Origin of the sequence: Nocardioides sp. Kera G14, assembly GCF_020715565.1 — a bacterium.
Taxonomy (GTDB): Bacteria; Actinomycetota; Actinomycetes; order Propionibacteriales; family Nocardioidaceae; genus Nocardioides.
This window is the reverse complement of the sequence record NZ_CP085839.1, coordinates 2,137,164-2,156,995: the sequence shown is the minus strand read 5'-3', so window position 1 is coordinate 2,156,995 and position 19,832 is coordinate 2,137,164. Positions and strand designations below refer to the sequence as shown.

21 protein-coding genes are annotated in these 19,832 nt (G+C 68.6%); 8 read left to right on the top strand and 13 right to left on the bottom strand.

Annotation, left to right across the window (positions count from 1 at the left end; genetic code table 11):
* Complete coding sequence (locus tag LH076_RS10630; protein WP_227780675.1) at positions 1 to 1,791, bottom strand: DEDD exonuclease domain-containing protein; 1,791 nt, start codon at positions 1,789 to 1,791, stop codon at positions 1 to 3.
* Positions 1,792 to 1,880: 89 nt separating this feature from the next.
* Here LH076_RS10630 and LH076_RS10625 point away from each other — a divergent pair, with 89 nt between their 5' ends.
* The 3 genes from LH076_RS10625 to LH076_RS10615 are packed head-to-tail and all read left to right on the top strand — an operon-like array spanning position 1,881 to position 4,288.
* Entirely contained in the window at positions 1,881 to 2,087 is a 207-nt protein-coding gene (locus tag LH076_RS10625) for a hypothetical protein (RefSeq protein ID WP_227780674.1), read from the top strand.
* A 27-nt stretch (positions 2,088 to 2,114) separates the two neighbouring features.
* Positions 2,115 to 3,104, top strand: coding sequence for a C40 family peptidase (locus LH076_RS10620; RefSeq protein ID WP_227780673.1), 990 nt, complete (start codon positions 2,115 to 2,117; stop codon positions 3,102 to 3,104).
* Positions 3,105 to 3,118: 14 nt separating this feature from the next.
* The gene (locus LH076_RS10615) at positions 3,119 to 4,288 is read left to right on the top strand and encodes a hypothetical protein (RefSeq protein ID WP_227780672.1); all 1,170 of its coding nucleotides are present in this window, start codon (positions 3,119 to 3,121) and stop codon (positions 4,286 to 4,288) included.
* A 50-nt stretch (positions 4,289 to 4,338) separates the two neighbouring features.
* Here the strand turns inward: LH076_RS10615 and LH076_RS10610 are convergent, their stop codons facing one another.
* From LH076_RS10610 to LH076_RS10565, 10 genes are all read right to left on the bottom strand, one after another.
* A complete protein-coding gene (locus LH076_RS10610) occupies positions 4,339 to 4,488 on the bottom strand; it encodes a Flp family type IVb pilin (protein ID WP_227780671.1) in 150 nt (49 codons plus the stop codon).
* Between the two features lie 82 nt (positions 4,489 to 4,570).
* Entirely contained in the window at positions 4,571 to 4,789 is a 219-nt protein-coding gene (locus LH076_RS10605; RefSeq protein ID WP_227780670.1) for a Flp family type IVb pilin, read from the bottom strand.
* A 143-nt stretch (positions 4,790 to 4,932) separates the two neighbouring features.
* Positions 4,933 to 5,592: a response regulator transcription factor gene (locus tag LH076_RS10600; RefSeq protein WP_227780669.1), complete on the bottom strand. Its 660-nt coding sequence runs from the start codon at positions 5,590 to 5,592 to the stop codon at positions 4,933 to 4,935.
* The gene (locus tag LH076_RS10595; protein WP_227780668.1) at positions 5,589 to 7,199 is read right to left on the bottom strand and encodes a sensor histidine kinase; all 1,611 of its coding nucleotides are present in this window, start codon (positions 7,197 to 7,199) and stop codon (positions 5,589 to 5,591) included. The genes LH076_RS10600 and LH076_RS10595 overlap by 4 nt, the downstream gene beginning before the upstream one ends.
* Positions 7,199 to 8,122 carry a type II secretion system F family protein gene (locus LH076_RS10590; RefSeq protein ID WP_227780667.1) on the bottom strand — a complete coding sequence of 308 codons (924 nt, stop codon included), beginning with the start codon at positions 8,120 to 8,122 and terminating at the stop codon, positions 7,199 to 7,201. The genes LH076_RS10595 and LH076_RS10590 overlap by 1 nt, the downstream gene beginning before the upstream one ends.
* 1 nt (position 8,123) lies before the next feature.
* Entirely contained in the window at positions 8,124 to 9,119 is a 996-nt protein-coding gene (locus LH076_RS10585; protein WP_227783623.1) for a type II secretion system F family protein, read from the bottom strand.
* A 5-nt stretch (positions 9,120 to 9,124) separates the two neighbouring features.
* Positions 9,125 to 10,693: a CpaF family protein gene (locus LH076_RS10580; RefSeq protein WP_227780666.1), complete on the bottom strand. Its 1,569-nt coding sequence runs from the start codon at positions 10,691 to 10,693 to the stop codon at positions 9,125 to 9,127.
* A gap of 5 nt (positions 10,694 to 10,698) precedes the next feature.
* A complete protein-coding gene (locus LH076_RS10575) occupies positions 10,699 to 11,889 on the bottom strand; it encodes an AAA family ATPase (protein WP_227780665.1) in 1,191 nt (396 codons plus the stop codon).
* 14 nt (positions 11,890 to 11,903) lie between these two features.
* Positions 11,904 to 12,647, bottom strand: a complete 744-nt coding sequence (gene cpaB / locus LH076_RS10570; protein ID WP_227780664.1) for a Flp pilus assembly protein CpaB — start codon at positions 12,645 to 12,647, stop codon at positions 11,904 to 11,906.
* A 79-nt stretch (positions 12,648 to 12,726) separates the two neighbouring features.
* On the bottom strand, positions 12,727 to 14,529 hold the full coding sequence (locus LH076_RS10565; protein WP_227780662.1) for an AMP-dependent synthetase/ligase: 1,803 nt from the start codon (positions 14,527 to 14,529) through the stop codon (positions 12,727 to 12,729).
* Positions 14,530 to 14,643: 114 nt separating this feature from the next.
* Here LH076_RS10565 and LH076_RS10560 point away from each other — a divergent pair, with 114 nt between their 5' ends.
* The 5 genes from LH076_RS10560 to LH076_RS10540 are packed head-to-tail and all read left to right on the top strand — an operon-like array spanning position 14,644 to position 18,634.
* Positions 14,644 to 15,090: an SRPBCC family protein gene (locus LH076_RS10560; protein ID WP_227780661.1), complete on the top strand. Its 447-nt coding sequence runs from the start codon at positions 14,644 to 14,646 to the stop codon at positions 15,088 to 15,090.
* 11 nt (positions 15,091 to 15,101) lie between these two features.
* The gene (locus LH076_RS10555; RefSeq protein ID WP_227780660.1) at positions 15,102 to 16,280 is read left to right on the top strand and encodes an ArsA family ATPase; all 1,179 of its coding nucleotides are present in this window, start codon (positions 15,102 to 15,104) and stop codon (positions 16,278 to 16,280) included.
* Positions 16,277 to 16,630, top strand: a complete 354-nt coding sequence (locus tag LH076_RS10550) for a DUF5304 family protein (protein ID WP_227780659.1) — start codon at positions 16,277 to 16,279, stop codon at positions 16,628 to 16,630. The genes LH076_RS10555 and LH076_RS10550 overlap by 4 nt, the downstream gene beginning before the upstream one ends.
* Positions 16,627 to 17,565 (top strand): ROK family glucokinase, encoded by a 939-nt coding sequence (locus LH076_RS10545; RefSeq protein WP_227780658.1) that lies wholly within the window; start codon positions 16,627 to 16,629, stop codon positions 17,563 to 17,565. The genes LH076_RS10550 and LH076_RS10545 overlap by 4 nt, the downstream gene beginning before the upstream one ends.
* 4 nt (positions 17,566 to 17,569) lie before the next feature.
* The gene (locus LH076_RS10540) at positions 17,570 to 18,634 is read left to right on the top strand and encodes an ROK family protein (RefSeq protein WP_227780657.1); all 1,065 of its coding nucleotides are present in this window, start codon (positions 17,570 to 17,572) and stop codon (positions 18,632 to 18,634) included.
* Here LH076_RS10540 and LH076_RS10535 read toward each other — a convergent pair.
* Positions 18,591 to 19,040: a hypothetical protein gene (locus tag LH076_RS10535; protein ID WP_227780656.1), complete on the bottom strand. Its 450-nt coding sequence runs from the start codon at positions 19,038 to 19,040 to the stop codon at positions 18,591 to 18,593. The two genes, LH076_RS10540 and LH076_RS10535, sit on opposite strands and share 44 nt — an antisense overlap.
* 4 nt (positions 19,041 to 19,044) lie before the next feature.
* Positions 19,045 to 19,821, bottom strand: a complete 777-nt coding sequence (locus LH076_RS10530; protein ID WP_227780655.1) for an alpha/beta hydrolase — start codon at positions 19,819 to 19,821, stop codon at positions 19,045 to 19,047.
* Positions 19,822 to 19,832: the final 11 nt, after the last annotated feature.

Below are 19,832 nucleotides of genomic sequence, written 5' to 3'. Positions count from 1 at the left end.
TCACCGTAGCGGTTGATGGCTCGGCGCGAGCGTGCGTCGATCGTCGAAAGGCACGAGCTGCCGACGCGACTCCTCGACGGCGTCATGGACCGATAGGTGTCGCGCCGCACCGCGGACTGGACACGTCCATTCGCCCTCGACATCGACGAGTCGGACGCCAGGTGACTCCAGCCAGCGCAGGATCAGGTCGCTCTCCTCGGCCGTCGCCGCAGGAGCGGGACCGAGGCCGGCCAACACCGTCTCCGCGCTCGTTCGGAGCCCTTCGACGAAGGCATGCGCGTCGGCGCCGCGGGGGATGACTCCGGCAGCGGCCAGGCGCCCGAAGCGGACGACATGGACAGCCCAGCGGCCATCGTCCTCACGCCGGATCGCCACCAGCTCGGGGCATCCGGTCAGCGCGGTCAGACGCTGGCCCTTGGCAGCGCTCCGTACGAAGGTCGCGAGCCGGTCGCGGTGGAGGCCTGCCTCCTCGAATCGCTCCTCCTCTGCAAGGGTCACCATCCGCTCGGCGAAGTGGTCGACGACCGGATCGGCGTCGAAGCGCATGGCAGCCCGCACCCGGCGTACGACGGCGGCGTAGTCCTCGGCGGTGGCGGAGCCGTCACAGGGGGAGAGACACCGACCCATCTCGGCCAGCACGCACGCGGAGCGGGACGGCTCGCGGGCGAGGCGCTCGGTGCACTGCCGGATAGGGAAGGCCTCCTGAAGTGCTTCGAGGACGCGCTCGGCGGTCCGACGGGAGCCGAACGGGCCGAGGTAGTCGGCACCGTCGTCGAGCACCTTCTTCACCATCGAGAGCCGCGGCCACGGCTCGACCGTCAGCTTGACGAAGGTCACCCGCTCGGGGAAGCGCGAGCGCCGGTTGTAGCGCGGCTTGTGCTGGGCGATCAGGCGCAGCTCACGGACCTGGGCCTCGAGGGTGGTGGTGCAGGTTACCGACTCGACGCGCTCGGCCAGATTGACCATCTCGCCCATCCGGGAGCGGGTCTCCGACGCCGTGAAGTAGGTGCGAACGCGGGTCCGGAGGTCTCTCGAGGTGCCGACATAGAGGACGCGGTCGTCGGAGTCCTTGAAGAGGTAGACGCCCGGAGCGTGGGGGAGTGCCTCGGCCAGGTGTCGTTTGCGGCGCTGCGCCGTCGAAACCTTGCCTGAGAAGGTCTGGAGCTCCTCGAATGTGTGGACACCAAGGCCGCCGAGTCGCTCCATCAGGCCGTGCAGCACATCGACCGTCGCTCGGGCGTCCGAGAGCGCCCGGTGGTTGGGCGTGGTCGTGGCGTGGAAGAGCTGGGCGAGCGAGGAGAGCTTGCAGTTGGGCGCGTCATCGCGGGTGATCACGCGACGGGCCAGCCGCGCGGTGTCGAGCACCTCGAAGTCGGGCCAGGTGATGTCCTGGCGGGCGGCGAAGTGCTTGAGGAAGCCTACGTCGAAGGGCGCGTTGTGGGCGACGAGGATCGTCCCAGCGGCGAACTCGAGGAAGGCCGGCAGTGCGGACTCGATCGTAGGCGCGTCGGCGACCATCGGGTTGCTGATCCCAGTGAGGACCGCGATGAAGGCCGGGATGGCGCTCTTCGGATTTACCAGTGTCTGGAACTCGCCGAGGATCTCACCACCGCGGACCTTCACCGCCCCGATCTCGGTGATCATGGAGCCCGCCTCGGCGGACCCGCCGGTCGTCTCGAGGTCGACGACGCAGAAGGTGAGGTCACGCAGCGGCCGCCCGAGCTCGTCGAATCCCCGTTGTGCCTCCCAACGACCGACCGAGGAGGCCCGTTCGTCGACCGTGCTGCTCATGCCGATGACGTTAGGTCCGTACGCCGACAAAACCGGGTGGACGCGCGGGACGAGTGCTTTTGTCGGTGCTCGGTGCGACCGTCATCGACATGACGACACGGATCGACTGCGACTCCTGCGTGGTGCGCGGGCTCGCCTGCGATGACTGCGTGGTGACGGTGCTCCTCGGGCCTCCACCCGAGCTCACCTTCGACGACGATGAACGGCGCGCTCTGGACATCCTGGCCTCGGGCGGATTGGTTCCTCCGCTGCGGATGGTGCGGCCTGAAACGGGTCCGGTCATCGAATCTGCATGAGCAGAAATGCTGGGGTAGGGTGCCCGGGTGCTTCTCGCAAAGGTTCGCGTTTCCGCGGTCGCAGCGGTGGCGGGTCTGACGCTCGCAGCATCGCTGGGCTTCGTCTCCACGACCCCTGCCGACGCCAAGCCGGACGTCAAGAGCGTGCAGGCCAAGGTGGATGCGCTCTACCGGCAGGCCGACCAGGCGACCGAGGACTACAACCAGGCGAAGCTCCGCCTCGCCAGCCTTCAGTCCGAGCTCAAGGGCCTGCAGGCCGACCAGAGCCGCCAGGACCAGGCCCTCTCCGCGGTCAAGGACCAGCTCCGCGACTCGATGCTTCAGCAGCTCGAGGGATCGAACCTCTCGGCCGTCGGCGAGGTTGTCCTCTCGGATGACCCGCAGCGGTTCGTCGGGCAGCTGACCACGATGTCGGCGTTCGACAACCTCCAGACCAGTCTGTACGACGACTACGCGACGCAGGCGAAGGCGCTCGACCTGCGCCGTCAGGCCACCGAGAGCCGGGCCGCCGAGGTCGCTGCGACCGAGAAGAAGCTCGCCGCTGACAAGAAGTCGATCGACGCCAAGCTCGCCGACGCCAAGGAGCTCCTCAGCAAGCTGCAGGTGGCGGAGCGGGAGGCGATCCTCTCCCGCGGCGAGGCCCGCCTGCCGCTGGACATCCCCGCCGAGGGCCGCGCCGCTGCCGCCGTCGCTTTCGCGACCGCCCAGAACGGCGACGCCTACGTCTGGGGCGCCGCTGGCCCGAACGCGTATGACTGCTCCGGCCTCACTATGGCGGCGTGGGCCGCAGCCGGCGTCTCGCTGCCGCACTCCTCGGCTGCGCAGTACAACTCGGGTCCGCACGTCGCCGAGTCCGACCTGCGCCCCGGCGACCTGGTCTTCTTCTACCACCCGATCAGCCACGTCGGTATGTACATCGGCAACGGCCTGATGGTGAACGCGCTGAACCCGGGCGCTGGCGTCCGAGTGCAGAGCATCCACTCCTTGCCGTACGTCGGCGCCGTCCGGCCCGGCTGATTCTGAGCTGACCGGTGTCCCTCCGGCCCCGCCGTTGGTGGTGGCTCGTCGGCGCCGTCCTGGCGGCCGTCATCGGCTCGTGGCTGCTCCGGCCCGATACCTACGTCGCGACACCACAGCAGACGAAGCTCCCCGCGGCACGCGTCGACCTGGCGCAGGCCTCCTTCGCGGCGTGGGTCAACCAGCGCGCTACGTCCCCGGCTCTGGAGGCGCTGAGGCTCAGCCACGTCGCCGCGACCCTGGTCACGCAGAGCGGTGCGATGGAGTCCAACGGCAGTTGGACCGCCGCCGGCCACCTCACGTGGCAGTACGACGGCGTCGACCCCAGCCCCGCTTCTGCAGACGTCACCGTGCGACTCAGGACGGTGGGCGGCGCCGTGACCGTCACTGGCCTGTCAGCGCCCGGCCGCGTGCCGGTGTGGCTCGATGAGGGCGCCACGGCCACGCGGTCGGAGTCCATCGTCGTGGTGACAGCGAAGGGCGTCGACCACGACAATTACGAACGGTGGGCCGACCGCGCCGTGACGGTCGTCGGACGCGTCCTCACGAAGTGGAACGGGCCGCTCGTCGTCGAAGTGCCGAGCGACGCGACCGAGCTCGAGCAGGCGCTGGGGGCGGAGGTGGGCAGCTATGCCCAAGTCGCCGCCATCACCGCGTCGGTGGATGGCTCGTCGCGGCAGGACACCCCGGTGCACGTCTTCGTGAACCCGGCAGTGATGGGACGACTCGACGACCGGAGCGCCCAGATTGTGCTCAGTCACGAGGCCACGCATGCGGCCACCGGAGCGGCGCTCGACACCGCTCGGCCGCTCTGGCTGAGCGAGGGTTTCGCCGACTATGTTGCGCTGCGCGACGTGAACGTTCCGCTGACCGAGAGCGCCGGACAGATTGCAGCGCTGGTGCGGAAGGAAGGTGTTCCGTCGCATCTGCCTGAGAGCCAGGACTTCGATGCGAAGTCTGACCACTTCGGCGCGGAATACGAGTCGGCCTGGCTGGCGTGCATGCAGCTTGCCGGCGATGCCGGCGAAGCTGCGCTGCTGAGGTTGTACCGGCAGTCGCGGGAGGGTGGTGACGTCAACGCCGTCATGACCCGCACCATCGGATATGGCATGCAGGTCTTGGTCCGAAGATGGGGCCATCGCCTCTTGCAGCTTCCCGGCGCTCGCCCGTCCGGACCCGGCTAGCGCTGAAGAGCCGTGGCAGCCTGACGGCTGCCACGGCTCTTCATCGGGTCCTACTTGCAAGTCTCGGCGCCCGTGCCGGCTGAGCCGGCCGAGATGGCGCCGCAGGTCTTGTTGAAGGCGTCCTTCACCTTGTCACCGAGGACCATGACGATCACGACGATGACGGCGGCAATGCCGGCGACGAGGAGGCCGTACTCCACGGCGGAGGCGCGCGCTCTTCCATCTTGGCCAGGCGGGCGTTGAGCAGGATGCGAATGTAATCGGTCATGACGATCAACTACATCACTTGCAGGTCGAGCTGGCGGTGGCGCTGGCGCCGGCCGAGATGGCGCCGCAGGTCTTGTTGAAGGCGTCCTTCACCTTGTCACCGAGGACCATGACGATCACGACGATGACGGCGGCAATGCCGGCGACGAGGAGGCCGTACTCCACGGCGGAGGCGCCGCGCTCTTCCATCTTGGCGAGGCGGGCGTTGAGCAGGATGCGGAGGTAGTCGACCATGGTGAACTCCTAAAGAATGTGGTGTAGGTCCGAGAGCTTGAGCTCCGTGTGCCGCGGAGCCCCATGCCCCACACCAGAAATCCTGCTCCTTCGCCTGTCTGAGGTAATCGGGAGAGCGATCCGAGCTACGTAGTCATTTCTGACTAGGGACGCTGTACGGTCGAGAGCAGCCCGATGCGCATCGCTGTGACCAAGGCCTGCGCCCGGTTGGCTGCTCCGAGTTTCTGGTAGATCTTGGCGATATGCGATTTGGCCGTCGACTCGCTCAGGTAGAGCTTGTCGCCGATCTCCTTGGCACCCAGGCCGTCTGCCAGCAGCAGCAGGACTTCGTGCTCCCTGTCGGAGAGCCGAGTCGACTCCGAGGTGGCCCGACGCATCATGGCGTGGGCGAGACCAGCACAGACAAAGGATCGGGGCGAGACCGACGAATGCCGCGCGGCACGCACCACCTCACCGGACGGCGCATCCTTGCCGACGAAGCCTGAGGCTCCCGCCTCCATCGCAGCGAAGATCTGATCGTCTCCCGAGTGCATGGTGAGGACGATCAGGCCCACGCTCTCGTTGGACTTGCGAACTGTGCGGACAATGTCGAGACCGGTTCCGTCTGGCAGTTGCAGGTCGGTCACCACCACGTCTGGAGAGCTGGCGGCGTACGCGCGCATGGCCTCTGCCACGGAAGTGGCTTGGCTCACGACCTCCATGTCGGGCTGTTGGTCGAAGACGCCGGCCAGCCCGTCACGGATCAACTCGTGGTCGTCGACCAGGAGGACGCGTATAGTCCCGGTGCCCGCTTCAGCGTTCATGCGCCCACTCTCGTCTCACTCTCGAACGGTGATCCCACAACGGTCACCTCTGGAGGAAGGTTGCCACCGTCCCCGTGAAGGATGACGGACACTTGGACGCCGCCCGTGGGCGACGTGCCGAACTCGAGGGTGGCATCGATCAGGGCTGCCCGCTCGCGCATGATAGTTAGGCCGTAGGAATCGTCACGCGGATCGCCCATGCCGCGTCCGTTGTCACAGATCACGATGTGCGCTTCTGGGGCCCTGACCTGGCAGTGGACCTCGATCTCGGTCGCCTCGGCGTGCTTGAGTGCGTTGTTGATCGACTCCTGCACGATCCGGAAGAGCTCGGCCTCCACCTCCGGACGAAGCCGGTCAGTGGTCTCGTCGGCCGTCACATGGATAGCCACGCCAGAGGATTCCGAGAGGCTGCGCGCGAGAGTGGCGATCGCCGCGCCGAGGCTCTCGCTCTCACCGATGTCCGTCCGGAGATTCACCAGCGAGCGGCGGACCTCAGCCACGATCGCCGTGAGCCTTTCCCGAAGGATCGCGATCCGATCCTGCTGTCGCTCAACCGTCGAGTCCCCGGCGATGGCATCGACCAGATAACCGAGGGAGGCGATGTCCTGAGCGACGCCATCGTGCATCTCACGCGCGAGCCTACGTCGCTCTTCAGTGCTGGCGCGCTCGCGGAAGGCCGCGAACAGGAGCGCTGTGTCGAGCTGGACGATGAGCGGATGCAGTTCCTCGATGAGGACGTCGAGCTTGGCATCCGAGATGAGTCCGCTCGTCTTCAAGCCGGACGTGAGCTCTGCGACCAGAATGACGGTGACATCGCTGCCGGCGCGGAGCGGCAGCGCGACGATGGGGAACTCACGGATCCGGTGGCCGGACGCGAAGGCACGGCGGGCGACGTCCTCGAGAGAGGTGAGATTGCCGTCCAGGGTCTTGCCCACCAAGGCGGTCAGGCCGTGCCCACGCGGCGTGTAGAGCGCGATCGCAGTCGACGGCAGTCTTTCCCGGACTGACCAGAGCAGTTGACCGCCGAGGGTGATGGCGTTGAGTCCGCTCTCCAACCCATCCGAGAGGTCGATCAGTTGCCGTAGTAGGCCCTGTGCGTAGTGATACGGGGCAAGGGGAGTGCGTCGCTCTTGGAGGACGGCGTAGATAAAGCAACCGACCAGGCCGACGCCGAGACCGACGACGAACCAGCTGAAGGCCGCGTAACCCTGTTCCGCAGTGAAGTCGCGGTTGACCAGCCATGCGGTGGCGAAGAGGGTCCCGACCTCGCAGACTAGGACCCGTGCGACGCCCGCAGGGCCGAGAAAGAGTGCAGCCGTGAACGGTGGTACAGCGACGCCACCGAGGACGATCGGGGCCGTGCCGACAGCGACGCCGCAGATGGCGCCCACCAGCAAGGCGTCACCAATCACGGTGGCCACCAGAGGCAGCCGTCCGCGAAACTCAAGCACCGTGGCCATCAGCCAGACGATGCCGGTGGTAATCAGCCCGAAGATTCCGGCAGTGTCTCGCGCCCACAGCACCGGTGCGCCAAGGGCCAAGAGCGCTACGGCGCGCACCACCAGGGCTGCCCGATAGGGCAGACGGTCGGAGACAGTGATGGGCACTATCCAAAGTTATCGAGGATATTGATCACCGCGGGGCCCATTACGGCCACAAAAAGTGCCGGAAGAATGCAAAAGATCAGTGGCACCGTGATCTTGACGGGAACCTGCTGGGCCTTCTCCTCCGCGCGCTGTCGCCGCTTGGTCCGCATTTCGCCGGACTGGACCCGGAGAACCTGCGCGACGGGGATGCCGAAGGAGTCTGCCTGCACCATGGCAGAGACGAATGAGCGGATGTCATCCACGTTGGTGCGATCGCCGAGGGAACGGAGCGCTTCGCTGCGACCCATGCCGAGCTGCATCTCTCGCAGCATGCGGCCGAACTCGTCGGCCAGCGGGCCGTCGGTATTGGTGGCAACCTGCTGGACCGCGGCGTCGAATCCCAGTCCCGACTCAACGCTGATCGTCATCAGGTCGATTGCGTCGGGAAGGTCCCGCTGCAGCTTGTTCGAGCGGTCATAGGCGAGTTGGTAGAGGTAGAGGTTCGGCCCGAAGAACCCGACGATCGTCCCTAGGATGGTGAACGCCAGCCGGAAGGTGAGGCTGTCCGCGATCACCAGACCGACGGCGAGGCCGATCAGGAGTCCGACGCCTGCCCCGAGCACCTTGCTTGCCGTGACTTGGTCGACGCTCCAGCCCGCGGGGTTGCCCGCAAGGTCGAGCTTGGCTCGGATCCGTTCTGCCGAGTCGGCGCCGGAGATGCGCCGACCGACCTTAAGTGAACGCGCCCGCAAAGGTGCGAGCACACGATCGGCGAAGGGCTTGTCGAGGTCCTTGGTCAGCTCCTTCGGCGCATCCGTCATGGCGCGCAGGACGGCCAAGGAGCGGTTGATCGAATTCGACTCCTCGGCGGGACGCAAGGCCATACCCACGAGAGCGATGGCTGAGAGCACGAGACCGACGCCCAGGATGAAGAGGATGACCATCTCAGACCTCAACCTTGATCAGACGGCTCATCCAGAAGACACCGACCCCCAGCCAGAGCGTCCCACCGACGAGCATGATGTTGCCGCGCAGGTCGGTGAAGAGCGGGCTCACGTAGTCCCAGTTGGTGAAGCAGAGATATAGGACGAAGAGCGGCGGCAGCAGCCCCAGCACGACCGCGGAAAGCTTGCCTTCGGCCGCCAGCGCATTGACCTGACGCCGCAGGTACTCACGCTCACGCATGGTGGCAGCGACGGTGTCGAGCAGCTCGGCCAGATTGCCACCGACCTGCCGCTGGATCCGGATCGCCATGACGACCCAGCTGAAGTCCTTGCTCTCGTACCGCTGGGCGACACCCTCCATCGCGTCCTCCACGGAGACACCGAGCCGGGTCTCGACGAGGATGCGGCGGAACTCGCTCGCGACGGGCTCGATCCCGTCATTCGTCACGGTGTCCAGCGACTGCTGCAAGGAGAGCCCCGCGGAGAGGGCTCCTGAGATGAGCTGCAGAGTGTCGGGCAGGGCTCGGTTGAACGCCTTGCGGCGCGCGTTCTGCTTGAAGCCGAGGTAGACCCACGGCACGACGATGCCGAGGACGAGGAAGAGGAAGCCGATGATCAGGTTGCCTCCGCCGAGCGCAAGCCCGACGAGCGTGGCGATCAGGGCGATGCCGGTGTGGAGCAGCAGCCACTCTGCGGGCTTGAGCTCGGAACCGGCGCCTTCGAGTCGAGCCGCGATCCTTTGCTCCAGGCCCTGATTGCGCTTGAGCAGGTCGGCGGCGGCGTCCTTGGCCGCGGCCGCGACCTCACTGGTCTCTCCGCCCTTGGACTTCTCCTTGACGGCGGTGACCCGGCTGGTCGTGTGCGTGTACGTCGTCAGGCGATCGGCCGGCGAGGCGGCGCGCTGCCCGCGGGGCATCAGGGCTGCGATGAGACCGAAAAGCCCGACGAAGACAGCCGCGACGGCGACGTACATCACCCACTCGGGGAGGTTCTGCATGCTGATCACCGGTCCACGAAGAGCAGGGGGTCGACCGCAACATTGGCGTCGGCCATCTTCTCGAGGAACTTCGGCCGGAGTCCTGTGGCCTTGAGTCGACCGAGGGCGCGGCCCTCGGCGTCGAATCCGGCACTGTTGTCGAAGACGAAGATGTCCTGGAGTGTGATGACGTCTCCCTCCATCCGCTCGACCTCGGTGATGTGCGTGACCCGGCGGGTGCCGTCCTTGAGTCGGGTCTGGTGGACGATCACGTCCACCGCGGAGGCGATCTGCTCGCGGATCGCCCGCATCGGCAGGTCCATGCCGGCCATGAGGACCATCGTCTCCATGCGGGAGAGCGTGTCCCGGGGACCGTTGCTGTGCAGGGTGCAGATCGAGCCGTCGTGGCCGGTGTTCATCGCCTGCAGCATGTCGAGTGCTGAGGCGTCGCGGACCTCACCGACGATGATGCGGTCGGGGCGCATACGCAGGGAGTTCCGCACCAGGTCGCGGATGGTGATCGCGCCCTTGCCCTCGATGTTGGCCGGACGGGACTCGAGCCGGACCACGTGGTCCTGCTTGAGCTGGAGCTCGGCGGCGTCCTCGATGGTGACGATCCGCTCGTCGCCGGGGATGAAGGACGACAGCACGTTCAACGTGGTCGTCTTTCCGGCGCCGGTACCACCGGAGACGATCACGTTGAGCCGGCCGCGCACACAGGCCTCGAGGAAGCGGCGCGAGGCTGCCGTGAGCGAGCCGAACCGCTCCAGGTCGTCGGCCGTCAGCGGGTCGGCGGCGAACTTCCGGATCGTGAGTGCAGAACCGTCGATCGCCAGCGGCGGCACGACCGCGTTGACACGCGAACCGTCGTGGAGGCGGGCGTCCACCATCGGGCTGGACTCGTCGACGCGGCGTCCGATGCGGGAGACGATCTTGTCGATGGTGCGTCGCAGGTGTGCCTCGTCCGTGAAGTAGGCGTCGGCCTGGATGAGCTTGCCCCTGCGCTCGAGCCAGATGTCGCTGGCACCGTTGACCATGACCTCGGAGACCTCCGGGTCGCGGAGGTAGGGCTCGATCGGCCCGAGGCCGAGGATGTCGTCGGAGATCTCCTGCGTGACGCGCTGGCGGTCGGCGCTCGAGAGCGGCCGCTCCTGCGTGGACAGCACGTCCTGCAGCACCGCACGCACCCGGTGGTCGAGCTCGCGCGCGTCCATGTCGGAGTCGTAGAGCTGCGGGCCGAGCTGCTTGAGCAGTTGCTCGTGCACGCTGACCTTGATGGCCTCGATCCGGTCGGTCTGCTGACCGCCGAAGCTCCGTCGGGGGCTGCCTTCCGCAGGCACATTGGCGGTGGTGAGAGTCGGCGCCACGACGGGCTGTGCCGCCGGCGGCGGCGTGACCGCGGGGCCCTCGGCCCGGCGCTTGCCGGCCACCTCCTCGGCGGTGGGCGGGAGACTCTCGTCGGCGGGAACTGCGGCGGCGTGGGGATGCGCGCTGCCGGAGGGCTCCTCGTCGGCCGCGGGCGGGTCGGACGGAGTGGCCGGAATGACCGGGGCGGGCTCGGTTCGAGCGGCGGCGATGCGATCGGCAAGGGACATCAAGCTCACCTGCGCTTGCGGAGTCTGCGGCCGAAGAGGCCGGTCGATTCGGTGGTGGTCTGCTCGACCCGCTCGGTGGCCGGCGCCGTGATGTCCTGGCCGGCGAGGAGCGAGGCCATCTGGATGATCGCGGTGCTGGACGGGTGGTAGGGGTTCTTGACGACGATCGGGTTGCCCGCATTGGTGGACGCGGCCACCTCGATCGACGTCGCCACCTGGGCATCGGGGCGCATCCCGAGGATGCCCTCCACACGATCCGGGCTGATGCCGACCTCGTCGTCGGCACGGTTGAGCAGCAGATGGCGGTGGTCCGGCGCGATGTTGAGCATGTCGAGCGTTTCCAGCGCCACCTTGACGTTCTTCAGCGTCGGCACGTCCAGCGTGGCGACGATGACGATCTCGTCGGTCTCGTCGAGCGCCGTCAGGGTCTGCTCGTCGAAGGCCGGGGCGGTGTCGATCACGACGTAGTCGAAGGTCTGCGCGAGGGTCCGGATGATCTGCGAGACCAAGGTGGGGGAGACGCGGTCGCGCACGTCCGGGTGCGACGGCGCCGCGAGGATCATCAGCGTGTCCTGGTGTCGCGTGAGCAGGCCATTGAGCAGCTCAGCATCGACACTTCCCTCGGAGCCGATGGCGTGCTCGATCGAGTGCGTGGGAAACAGCTGCATCGTGATCGCGACGTCGCCGAACGCGAGGTCGAGGTCGACCAGGCAGACCTTGCGGGCGCCACCCTCCGTGAGCGCCAGGCCGAGGTTGACCGACATCGTCGTCTTGCCGACGCCGCCCTTGGGCGACCACACGGTGATGATCTTGCCCGCGTGGTTGGCGCCGCCGGGGCCGCGCAGCGCAGTGTAGAGCTGGTAGGCACGTGCCACGGCCGAGCTGACCGCCTCGAGGGAGCCACTCGGGATGACGTCACGGGCGCCGGCCTGCATGGCTGAGCTGAGCACCTCGGTGGTCAGCTCGTCGCGGACCAGGACGACGCTGACGGTCGGCCGGCTCGTGCGGAGCGTGTCGCAGAGGCTGAGCGCCTCGGCCAGCTCGACGTTGGGGCCGAGTACGACGACGTACTCGTCGCTGTGCTGGCTGAGCCAGGCGCGGGCGCGGTCCATCGAGCCCACGCCCTGCGATCCGGCCGGGAGGGCGCGGAGCAGGACGTCGACGGCGTCGTGGTCGGGCTCGACGAGAACTGGCATCAGTGTCCCTATCGTCAGCCGAAGAGGTTGTCGAAGTCGGTTTCGGCGCCGGGCTTGATCGAGGTGCTGCCGTCAGCCGGGAGGAGGGCGAAGGCAAGTTCGCCGTTGCCTTGGGCGAAGAGGATCTTCTGCGCGTCGGCGGGAGAGACCGCCAGCGTCAGCAGCGTGCGGGGGAGCTGCTCCGTGGTCTGGTTGCCCGTGGTCTGGTCCGTCGTCGTGGTGGAGACCGGCGTCGTTGACCCGACGCCGATGACGGTGATGCTCGGCAGGAGCACCTGGGCGAACGGCTTACCGCTCTTCGGGTCCGTGCCGGTCATGTAGATGCCGACCTGCGAACCCGGGTTGACGAATCCGGCGACGCGGGCCGGATCGGTCAGGTTGACCGAGACCGCGACCTGGTTCTTTGGGATCTGCAGCGCGCTCGCCGGCGCGGCCGTGGTGCCGAACTTGGAGGCCACGATCTGCTCACCCGGATAGATCGTCGTCAGCGCGACCTGGGAGGTGAGCGCCGAGGTGTCGGTCTGGTAGTCGGCGAGGAGCGAGCCGTTGGCGACGGCCTTCTTGACGATCTTGCCGGCGCCGGTCGCTGCCTCGATGGTCTCGCCGGGGTTGATCTGGCTGGCTGCGACGAGGACCTCGGTGGTCTGGTACTGGTCCTCGGCACGGTTGTCAGCGCTGCGCACGTAGAGGAACACCAACACGGCGCCAAGCGCTGCGACCAGCGCCGCAGCAACAACCAGAATCCTGCGTCGCTCCATGGCGAGCACTCTAGGGAACTTTCGGTGCCCGGGGGCATCATCCGAACGGTTGCTATGACTAGTCCCCCAGAGTATGGCCTCAGGAGTGGTAGAGCGCCTCGACCTGGTCGCGGAACTCCTTCATCACCACGTTGCGCTTGAGCTTCAGACTCGGGGTCAGCTGACCGCCCTCCTCGGTCCACGCGTCGGGCAGGATGCGGAACTTGCGGATCGATTCGGCTTTCGACACGGCCTTGTTGGCGTCGTCCACTGCCTTCTGCACCTCGGCGACGACGTCAGGGTCCTCCACGAGCGTCGCCAGGTCGAGTGTCTTGCCGTGCGCCTCACACCAGGCCGGCAGGGCCTCGGTGTCCAAGGTGACAAGGGCGGAGATGAAGGGCTCACCGTCGCCGACGACGAGGCACTGGTCGACCAGTGCATGGGCGCGGAGGCGGTCCTCGAGGACGGCCGGGGCGACGTTCTTGCCGCCCGCGGTCACGAGGATCTCCTTCTTACGGCCGGTGATCCGGACGAAGCCCTCGCTGTCGATCTCGCCGACGTCGCCGGTGTGGAACCAGCCGTCGCCCTTGGCCTCGGAGGTCGCCTGGCCGTTGTTCCAGTAGGAGTCGAAGACCTGACCACCTTGGAAGAGCAGCTCGCCGTCGTCGGAGACACGGACGGTCGTGCCCTCGATCGGGCGACCGACACTGCCGATCTTGACCGCGTCCGGGGTGTTGACCGTCAGGGCGCCGGTGGTCTCGGTGAGGCCGTAGCCCTCGAGCACCGTCAGGCCGATGCCGCGGTAGAAGTGGCCCAGGCGCTCGCCGAGGGGGGCGCCGCCGGAGACGGCGTACTCACAGTTCCCGCCCAGCGCCGCGCGGAGCCTGCTGTAGACGAGACGGTCGAAGACCGCGTGTGCCGCCCGCAGGCCGAGACCCTTGACGCCCCCGGCGCCGCCGCCCTCGAGCGAGCGGCTGTAGGAGATGGCCACCTGCGTGGCCTTGTCGAAGATGGTGCCCTTGCCGTCGGCGTGCGCGTTCTGCGAGGCGGTGTTGAAGACCTTCTCGAAGACGCGCGGCACGGCGAGGATGAACGTCGGCTTGAACTCCCCGAGGTCGCCGATCAGGTTCTTCACGTCGGGGGAGTGGCCCAGGCGGGTGCGGGACTTGATGCACCCGATCTGGATGATCCGGGCGAAGACGTGGGCCAGCGGCAGGAAGAGCAGGGTCGAGCGGCCCTTCACGTCGAAGAGGTCGTCCAGCATGTGTACGGCGACACCCAGCTCGAACATGAAGTTGCCGTGCGTCAGCACGCAGCCCTTGGGCCGACCGGTCGTGCCGGAGGTGTAGATCAGCGTCGCCGTGGACTCGGGAGTGGCCGCCGTACGGCGCTGCTCGAGCTCGTCGTCGGAGATGTCGCCGCCCAGGCGGGTGAGGACGTCGACGCCGTTGTCGGCGAAGGACCAGACCTGCTGCAGGTCGGCCAGGACGCTGTGGCTCTCGGCGATCCGGGCGAGGTGGTCGGGGCCCTCGGCCATGACGGCCCGGGCGCCGGAGTCCTTGAGGATCCAGTGCACCTGCTCGGCCGACGACGTCTCGTAGATCGGCACGGTGATGGCACCGGCGAACCAGATGGCGTAGTCCATCAGGGTCCACTCGTACCGGGTCTTGGAGAAGAGGGCGACGCGGTCACCGGCCTCGACACCGGCCGCGATCAGGCCCTTCGCCACGCTCCGCACCTCGGCGAGGAACTGGGCCGAGGTCACGTCCTCCCAGGCTCCGTCGGCACCGCGCCGCGAGAGCAGAGCCGAGTCGGGCGCCTCGGCCGCGTTGGTGACGACGTCATCGGTCAGGTTGCCGGTCGTCGGCAGCTCGGTCGTCAGCGGCGTGGTGTACTCGCGCACGGTGGGGCCCCCTGGGGAGTTGGGAGGTCGGTGTTACCGACCGGTAATCGCAGCCAGATTAGTCCCGGCATCGGACCACGTGGGACCCGGTGCCCATCCGGTAGCGTGGTGCGGGTGGCCGAACAGACCAGCTCGTCGATCATCGTCGCCGCCTCACCGGCCGCTGTGATGGAGGTGATCGCGGACTTCCCGCACTACCCGGCGTGGATCAAGGGGATGAAGTCCGCCGAGGTCGTGGCGACCTCCGGCGACCACCCCGAGCGTGCCGAGCGGGTGCGCTTCGTGCTCGACGTCCCGCCGATCAAGGACAGCTACACGCTGGCCTACGACTGGAAGAGCCCGACCGAGGTCTCCTGGACCCTGGTCGAGGCCACCCTCCTGCGCTCGCTCGACGGCGTCTACCGCCTGCGTGACCTCGGCAGCAACCGCACCGAGGTCACCTACGTCCTCACGCTCGACCTCAACGTCCCGATCATCGGGATGCTCAAGCGCAAGGGCGAGAAGATCCTGATCGAGACTGCGCTCAAGGGGCTCAAGACCCGCGTCGAGTCCCTCGCCTGAGGGGGCGACGCGTGCGGATCCTTCTGTTCACGGGCAAGGGCGGCGTCGGCAAGTCGACCGTCGCCGCGGCGACCGCGGCACTCGCGGCTGCCGAGGGCCTGCGCACCCTCGTGCTCTCGACGGACGCGGCCCATTCGCTGGGTGACGCCTTCGGCGCCGTCGTCGGGCCGGAGCCGACCGAGGTCGCCCGGAACCTCTACGTCGAGCAGGTCGACGCCCAGCTGCGGTTCGAGCAGTCCTGGGCCGACATCCAGCGCTATCTGCTCTCCGTGCTCGACGTCGCCGGCATGGACCCGGTGGCCGCCGAGGAGCTGACCGTCATCCCCGGCGCCGAAGAGGTGCTGGCGCTGCTCGAGCTCCGGCTGCGCGCACGCTCGGGCGAGTGGGACGTCATCGTGATCGACTGCGCCCCGACCGCCGAGACGCTCCGACTCCTCGCCCTGCCCGAAGCACTGGGCTGGTACATGACCCGCATCTTCCCGATGCAGCGCAGGCTGGTGAAGCTGCTCGGACCGATGCTGACCAAGGCGTCGGGCGGCGTCCCGATGCCGGGCGACACCGTCTTCGACGCGATGCAGCGGCTCCACGACGAGCTCCTCGAGGTGCGCGACCTGCTCACCGGTCCGGACGCCTCGGTGCGGATCGTGCTGACCCCCGAGACCGTCGTCGTCGCCGAGGCGCGGCGGTCCTGGACGATGCTCTCGCTCTACGGCTACCGCGTCGACGGCGTCGTGGCCAACCGGATCTTCCCGTCGGAAGGCGCTGACGACTGGCGTGCGGGCTGGGTGGCGGCGCAGCAGCAGGTGCTCTCCGACGTCGAGGCCTCCTTCGCCGGGCTGCCCGTGTGGCGCTCGGTCTACCGGCCGCGCGAGCCCGTCGGCGTACAGGCTCTGGAGGCGCTGGCCTGCGAGGTCTTCGTCGACCTCGCCGACACGGACCCGTTCGCCCCCGCCGCCGGCGAGGGCCCCTTCACCGTCACGCGTACGTCGACCGGCGCGATCGCCCACCTCGCCCTGCCTGGCGCGACCAAGGAGCAGGTCGATCTCGCCCGCAACGGAGACGACCTCGTCGTGACGGTGGGGTCCTATCGGAGACTATTGACCCTTCCGGCAGGCTTGGCGCGACTCCGGGTCTCCGGGGCCCGGGTCGAGGGAGGCGAGCTGCAGGTGCGTTTCGAGGAGGCGTCGTGAGCGCGGAAGGTCCAGGAGAGCCGCAGGATCCGATCGGGTCCGCGGCCGAGGAGGCTGCGAAACTCCTCGGTGCGCTCAGCGGCTGGGCCAAGGATCACGGCACCGGCGTCAGCGAGCATCTCGCCACGGGCGCGGCGGAGTGCACCTACTGCCCGATCTGCCGCACCGTGCACGTCGTCCGCGAGATCAGTCCTGAGGTGCGCGAGCACCTGGCCACGGCGGCCGCCTCGCTGATGCAGGCCTTCGCGGGCCTGGTCACCGCCGCTGCATCCCATGCCACACCGCCATCCACCCGCGGTCCGGGGGTGGAGAAGATCAATCTCGACACGACGGAGTGGCCTGAGTCATGAGTCTGACCCTGGGAGTGGATGTCGGCGGGACGAAGATCCTCGCCGGCGTCGTCGACGACGACGGCAGGATCCTGGAGCAGGTGCGCGTCACCTCCCCGGCCACGGATGCCGGAGCGATCACCGCCGCGATCGTCGGGCTCGTGAAGGACCTCACCGGCCGGCACCAGATCGAGGCGGTCGGCGTCGGCGCCGCCGGTTACATCGACCGGGGCCGCTCGACGGTGATGTTCGCACCCAACATCGCGTGGCGAGACGTCAACCTCCGCACCCCGATCGAGGAGGCATCCGGTCTGCCCGTCGTCATCGAGAACGACGCCAACGCCGCGGCGTGGGGCGAGTTCGCCTTCGGTGCCGCGGCCGAGGTCGAGAGCTCGCTCATGGTGACGGTCGGCACCGGTGTCGGCGGCGGGATCGTCCTGGACGGTGCCCTCCAGCGCGGCGCCTTCGGGGTCGCCGCCGAGATCGGCCACCTGCGCGTCGTGCCCGGCGGCCTGATCTGCGGCTGTGGCAACCACGGCTGCCTGGAGTCCTACGCCAGCGGCTCCGCACTCGTCCGTTACGCCCGCGACGCGGCCGACGCCGGCCACGCGCCCGGCCTGCTCGAGCGTGCCGGCGGCTCGGTCAAGGCGATCACCGGCCCGCTCGTCACCGAGGCCGCGCAGGCCGGCGACGAGGCGGCGATCGCCGCCTTCGCCGAGCTCGGGCGCTGGCTCGGTGAGGGGATCGCGTCGCTCGTCGCCGTCCTCGACCCGGACGTGATCGTGCTCGGTGGCGGAGTCTCCGAGGCGGGGGACCTGCTGCTCGAGCCGACCCGTGCCGCCTTCCGCAGCCAGCTCACCGGTCGTGGCCACCGCCCCGAGGCCGAGCTGCGCCTCGCCACGCTGGGCAACGAGGCGGGACTCATCGGAGCCGCCGACCTGGCCCGCCACCGCTAGCTCGATGAGCATCACGATCGGCGTCGACATCGGTGGGACCAAGGTGCTCGCCGCCGAGGTCCTCCCCGACGGCACCGTCGCCCGCACGGCCCGTCGCTCGACGCCGGGTCGGCTCGTGCCCGTCGAGGTGGTCGAGGACGCCCTGACCGAGGCCGTCCTCGAGGTCGCCGACGGCCGCCGCATCGACGCGGTCGGCCTGGCCGCAGCAGGATTCGTCGACGCGGCGGGCGAGAAGGTGATGTTCGCGCCCCACCTGCCGTGGCGGCTCGACCCCGCCCGTGCCCGGCTCGAGCTCCGCTGGGGCGTCCCGGTGGCGCTCGACAACGACGCCAACTGTGCCGCCCGAGCCGAGTTCTCCTACGGCGTTGCGCGGGGCCACACCGATGTCGTGATGGTCAACCTCGGCACGGGAATCGGCGGAGGAATCGTCCTCGGCGGCACCCTCATGCGTGGGCACAACGGCATGGCCGGCGAGTTCGGCCACATGCAGGTCGTCCCCGACGGCCGTGAGTGCGAGTGCGGCCGCCGCGGCTGTTGGGAGCAGTACTGCTCAGGCAACGCCCTCGTCCGCGAGTTCCGCCGGCAGGGCGGCGCCGAGGGTCTCACCGGCCCGATGATCACGGAGGCCGCCCAGTCGGGGGACCGGCTGGCGCGGGCCGCCTTCGACGAGATCGGCCGCTGGCTCGGCGTCGGACTGGCCAACCTCACCGCCGCCTTCGACCCCGAGCTCGTCGTGGTCGGCGGCGGCGTGAGCGCTGCGGGCGACCTCCTCCTCGGTCCGGCGGTCGAGGCGTTCGGCAGCTCGCTCGTGGGTGCCGAACACCGCGACCTTCCCGACGTACGCCGGGCTCGATTCCTCAATGACGCCGGCGTCATCGGCGCGGCGGACATGGCGCGCACCGAGGCGATCCGTCCGATGTTCCGCCGCCGCCGTGGCGAGCTGGTCAAGCGTGCCCGCCGGCGCGAGCGGCTGCGTCGCTTCCTCGCCCCGCTGGATCCGGCCGAGGCCGCGCGGATCGCAGAGGTCAGAGCCGCGCGCCGTCGTCCCAGGGGTCGTCGCGCTCCTTAGGCATGGTCGCGACCAGGTAGCCGAAGCCGCCGAGGAAGGCCGCGCCGAGGAGATAGCCGAGCAGCGTCGGCGCGTGCCAGCCGGTGAGCTGCACCACCAGTGTCCAGATCAGCGCGAGCGCAGGGGACCCGAGCACACCGATCCAGGCGACCGAGCGCCAGCCGTGCCAGCCCAGCGGGCCGGGGTCGGGTGCGACGAAGCCGCCCGGGAGGAACGGGTCGTTGTCCTCCTGCCAGACAGGCTCCTCGTCCACGTCGTCATCGAAGACGTGTGCCACGACCGGCTCGGGTGTGGGCTCCGTGAATTCCGGGTGGTCGCCGTAGTGGGCGACGATCTCGGCCCACGCGGCGTCCTCGGAGACGCGATCGCCGGAGTCGCCCGGCTCCTCGGGCTCGCGCGTGGACATGGAGTCAGACTACCCGCGCGATGAACGCCGCGGACTCCTTGTGGATCTGCTCCGCATCGTGGTCCATCGTCGCGACGTGGAAGCTGTTCTCCAGTCGTACGACGGTGACGTCGGTGGAGCTGATGCCGGAGAGGATCGCGGGCTCGGACGCGCCGTCGACCACGTGGTCGATCGTCGACCGGAGGTAGAGGACCGGCGCCGTGACCTTGGGCAGGTCGGCGCGCAGGAGCTTGAGCGCCTGGAAGAGCGAGTGGATCGCCTTGAGCGGGGTGTGCGTGTAGGACGCCTCGACGACGCCCTCCTTCTTGATGTCGCTGCCGATGCCCTTGAGGCCCGGGATGACGTGCTTGAGCACCGGAAGCAGCTTCACGTCGAAGCGGTCGGTCTTCATGATCGGGTTCACGATCACGACGCCGGCCACCTGCTGGGGATGGTCGGCTGCCAGGCGCAGCACGAGGGCGCCGCCCATCGACAGCCCGGCGACCACGACCTTGTCGTTCTCGGCGGCCAGCTTCTCGAAGGCCCGGCTCGCCTCGCCGTACCAGTCCGGCCAGCGCTTGGTGTTGAGGTCCTGCCACGTGGTGCCGTGGCCGGGGAGTCGCGGCACCTCGACGGCGTACCCCTGATCGGCCAGGAACTGGCCCCACTCCCGCATCGAGGCGGGGGAGCCGGTGAAGCCGTGCTGGACGAGGACGCCGATCCGCACGCCTCCCGTGAGCTCGGGGCGGGCGGGGAGGGACAGCGGCTGGGCAGAGTCCAGCACGGGTGGGGTGGAGGTCACAGGGTCATTCT